Source organism: Paenibacillus ihuae (genome assembly GCF_001368795.1).
In the GTDB taxonomy this organism is placed as follows: Bacteria; Bacillota; Bacilli; order Paenibacillales; family Paenibacillaceae; genus Paenibacillus_AQ; species Paenibacillus_AQ ihuae.
Genome location: NZ_LN831198.1, coordinates 2,863,655 through 2,867,006, shown reverse-complemented (window position 1 = coordinate 2,867,006; position 3,352 = coordinate 2,863,655). Strand labels below are relative to the sequence as shown.

General features: G+C 51.8%; 2 protein-coding genes. One reads left to right on the top strand and one right to left on the bottom strand.

The genetic code is table 11. The features are described 5' to 3' along the window. Nucleotides 1-18 precede the first annotated feature (18 nt). Complete coding sequence (locus tag AQR02_RS13010; RefSeq protein WP_054940863.1) at nucleotides 19-2,019, bottom strand: methyl-accepting chemotaxis protein; 2,001 nt, start codon at nucleotides 2,017-2,019, stop codon at nucleotides 19-21. Between the two features lie 552 nt (nucleotides 2,020-2,571). Here AQR02_RS13010 and proS point away from each other — a divergent pair. After that, on the top strand, nucleotides 2,572-3,352 hold a 781-nt coding region (gene proS, locus AQR02_RS34185; protein ID WP_245237387.1), incomplete at its 3' end, for a proline--tRNA ligase.

Here is a 3,352-nt window from a genome sequence, read left to right as displayed (position 1 = left end):
GAGGGACAGGCGATTTGCCTACTCCTCCAGCTTGAAGCGTTCGACTTTTTGCTGCAGGTCTCCGGCCATTTTGGACAGCTCCCCGGAAGAAGCGGTGATCTCATCCATCGACGCGAGCTGCTGCTGTGTTGCTGCCGTAACATTCTGGAGAGAGTCGGAGGTTGTACGTGAGATGGTCGAGATCTCTTCGACAGCAGCAGCAACCTCCTCAGCACCGGCAGACATTTCTTCGGTAATTGCGGAGATGTCATGGATCTGGCCGTTGATTCTGGCAGTGGACTGTTCAATATTTGCGAAAGCGGCCTTAGCTTCGTTCATCACTTGGATGCCCAGATCCACATCTGCCGCAACCCGGTTATGAACCGCTTCATAGGTTTGGTCAATCAGCACTGTCATCTGTCCAATCGTTTCCTGAATATTTCCGGCGGTCGACTTGGACTGGTCTGCCAGCTTGCGCACCTCAGACGCCACTACGGCGAATCCGCGGCCGTGTTCTCCGGCGCGGGCAGCTTCAATCCCGGCATTCAGTGACAACAAATTAGTCTGTACGGCAATGTCAGAAATTGCACTGCTCATCGCAGACACCTGTGTGTTCAGGCCGTTCAATTGTCCGATAAGCTCCGAAGAGAGGTGGGTGGACTCGCGGATAGCATCCATTTGCTGGCTGACCTGTTCGATCTTCTGGCTGCCGCTGTGGACATCGGCTTCGGTGTCTGCCGAAGAATCGACGATGGAAGCGGCGGCTTCGGCAATTTTTTGGATTCCGGAGGACATTTCCTCCATGGCCCGGGAAGTTTCAACCATAGCTGAAGTCTGTGTGTCGGCTCCGGCGGATGAATCCTGCACCAGCTCAGCCACATAGGCGGTAGCCTTGGCATTCTCTTCGGTGGTGGCCGTCAGCTGCTGGCTGGATGCGGCCAATAGGCCGGAAGTATCCGAGATATCTGTCACGATATTTCGCAGCGATTCGACCATGAGATTGTAGTTCTTGGCTAACTCGCCGATTTCATCCGCACGGTCTATCTTAATCTGTTCATTCAGGTAACCCTCGCTGACACGGCGGGCGGAGTGGTTCAGCCTGCTGATCGGCCGGGAGATTGCCCTTACGACAAAGAACATCAGGATCAGGGAGATAACCAGCGCGATTCCCAGGACAATCGAGCTTGTGTAGACAATCGGCATCGCAGCGTCCGAGAACTCTTGGGCGGGAAGCATCCCAACGACGATGAAGCCTGACGTAGGGTCGGTAGTATAATAACCACGCATCTCCATCCCGGTATCGGGAGAGGTATAGGATAAGCTGCCACTGTCATTAACCAAAAGCTTAGCGACATCATCCACAATATCATCGCCGGCTTTTTTGACCGGGTGGGAGACGAACTTGTTATTCCGGTCAACCACAAAGTAATACCCGTCTTTGCCAAGCTTAATATTGCTGATCCGTTCACCTATCACTTTCAGATTGAGTGTGGTAGCAACGGCCCCCTTGCCGTCTTTTAGTGATTCTGAGATGAACAGGGTGTAGTTGCCGGTAGTTACAGATATGCTTGGACCGGTGAGTATGACTTTACCGGGATTTTTCATCGATTCGATGTACCAGTCGCGGGTGCGCGGATCATAATCCTGCTTGCCGGGGTCAGGTGATTTCATCCAGGCTCCGTTCTCATTCCCCGAAGTAAGAATTTCAAGCTCCGGATGTTCCTTCACGAATAAATCAATCAGCGTACGGGTCTCGGCTGTCTTGTTGTCAAGATTAGCGGAGGTCAGCTGCTGGCTAAGCTGCTGTACATTCTGCTTGGCAGCAGTTACCGTTTCACTGATATTATGTGCCAGCATGTCAACGCTTGCGTGCGTGGATTCCTGCATTCTGAACTCCAATTGCTTGCTGGAGGTGGTGTAGGAAAAATAGCTTACCGTGACGACTGGTATAATCAGCATAATTGCAAAGATCAGCATCATTTTCCTTTGCAGCGAATGCGACGTGAATTGGCGGATAAGGCGTTTTATCTTTGTATACATAGCAATGACTCCCCCTTGGATGCATAAAGGCTGAAGTAGCCGTGGATATGCTCTAATCATATATTCGGTATTAAGTCACAATAATTTCATATGTAAGAGCATGAATAATAAAAATTTTATTTACAATTTTTTGCTTTCATTGTGCGAGCCATCAAAACCTTCGGTATGAGCTGGCTGCTCCGTTCATGGCATTTTCATGACAGACTTGACGCGTTCCGCAATATCATATACATTAAATACCATATTAATCACGTAACAGCGTTGATCAAGGATCTGCGTTTTCTGAATTCGTTAGAACAGAGAGAGGACTCACCGGCTGAAAGGTCCTTCAATTAGCGATGGAAGCGCACCCTGCCTTGGAAGCTGCAGTATTGAGTTTTGAAGTGCTGCCGGCCCCGGCCGTTATCCGGATTGAGGACTGCCAGGCTTAGCCTGACGGTTGAACTAGGGTGGTAACACGACATATTCGTCCCTGACGGATGTGTCTTTTTTGCGTTCCAGACCATAAGGCAGACCTAGACAGGTCTGATCCAATCAGAGAGGTTGATTATGATGCGCCAAAGCAAACTATTAGTGACTACTCTCCGCGAAGCGCCGGCTGAAGCCGAAACAGCAAGCCATCAGCTGCTGCTGCGGGCCGGATACATCCGCATGCTCGCGGCCGGGATTTATACCTATCTGCCGCTGGGACGCCGGGTGCTGCGCAAGATCGAGAATATTGTGCGGGAGGAAATGGAGCTTACCGGAGCCCAGGAGGTGCTGCTCCCCTCCATGCTGCCCGCTGAGTTGTGGAAGGAATCGGAACGCTATGAGGTATACGGCAAAGACTTGATCAAGCTTCAGGACCGCCATGAACGGGAATTTGTGCTTGGACCGACCCACGAGGAAGTGATCACTGCACTCGTCCGTGGTGAAATCAGTTCTTACCGCAGGCTGCCCGTTACTCTGTACCAGATTCAGACCAAGTTCCGTGATGAACGCCGGCCGCGGTCCGGTCTGCTGCGGGCCAGGGAATTTTTGATGAAGGATGCGTATTCCTTTGATACGGATTGGGAAGGGCTGGATGCTGCCTATGTGCTGATGTATGAGGCGTACCAGCGGATATTTGCCCGCTGCGGGCTGCATTTCAAGGCCGTCCAGGCGAATGCCGGAGCGATCGGCGGTGAAGGGGAGAATCACGAGTTTATGGCGCTGTCCGATATCGGTGAGGATACGATCGCCGTTTGCTCTTCTTGTGATTATGCGGCTAATCTTGAGCAGGCTGAGGTAAACAGGCCAGCGGCTGCGATCCATGCGGACTTGGCGGAGCAGGCGGCTATGGAGAAATTCCATA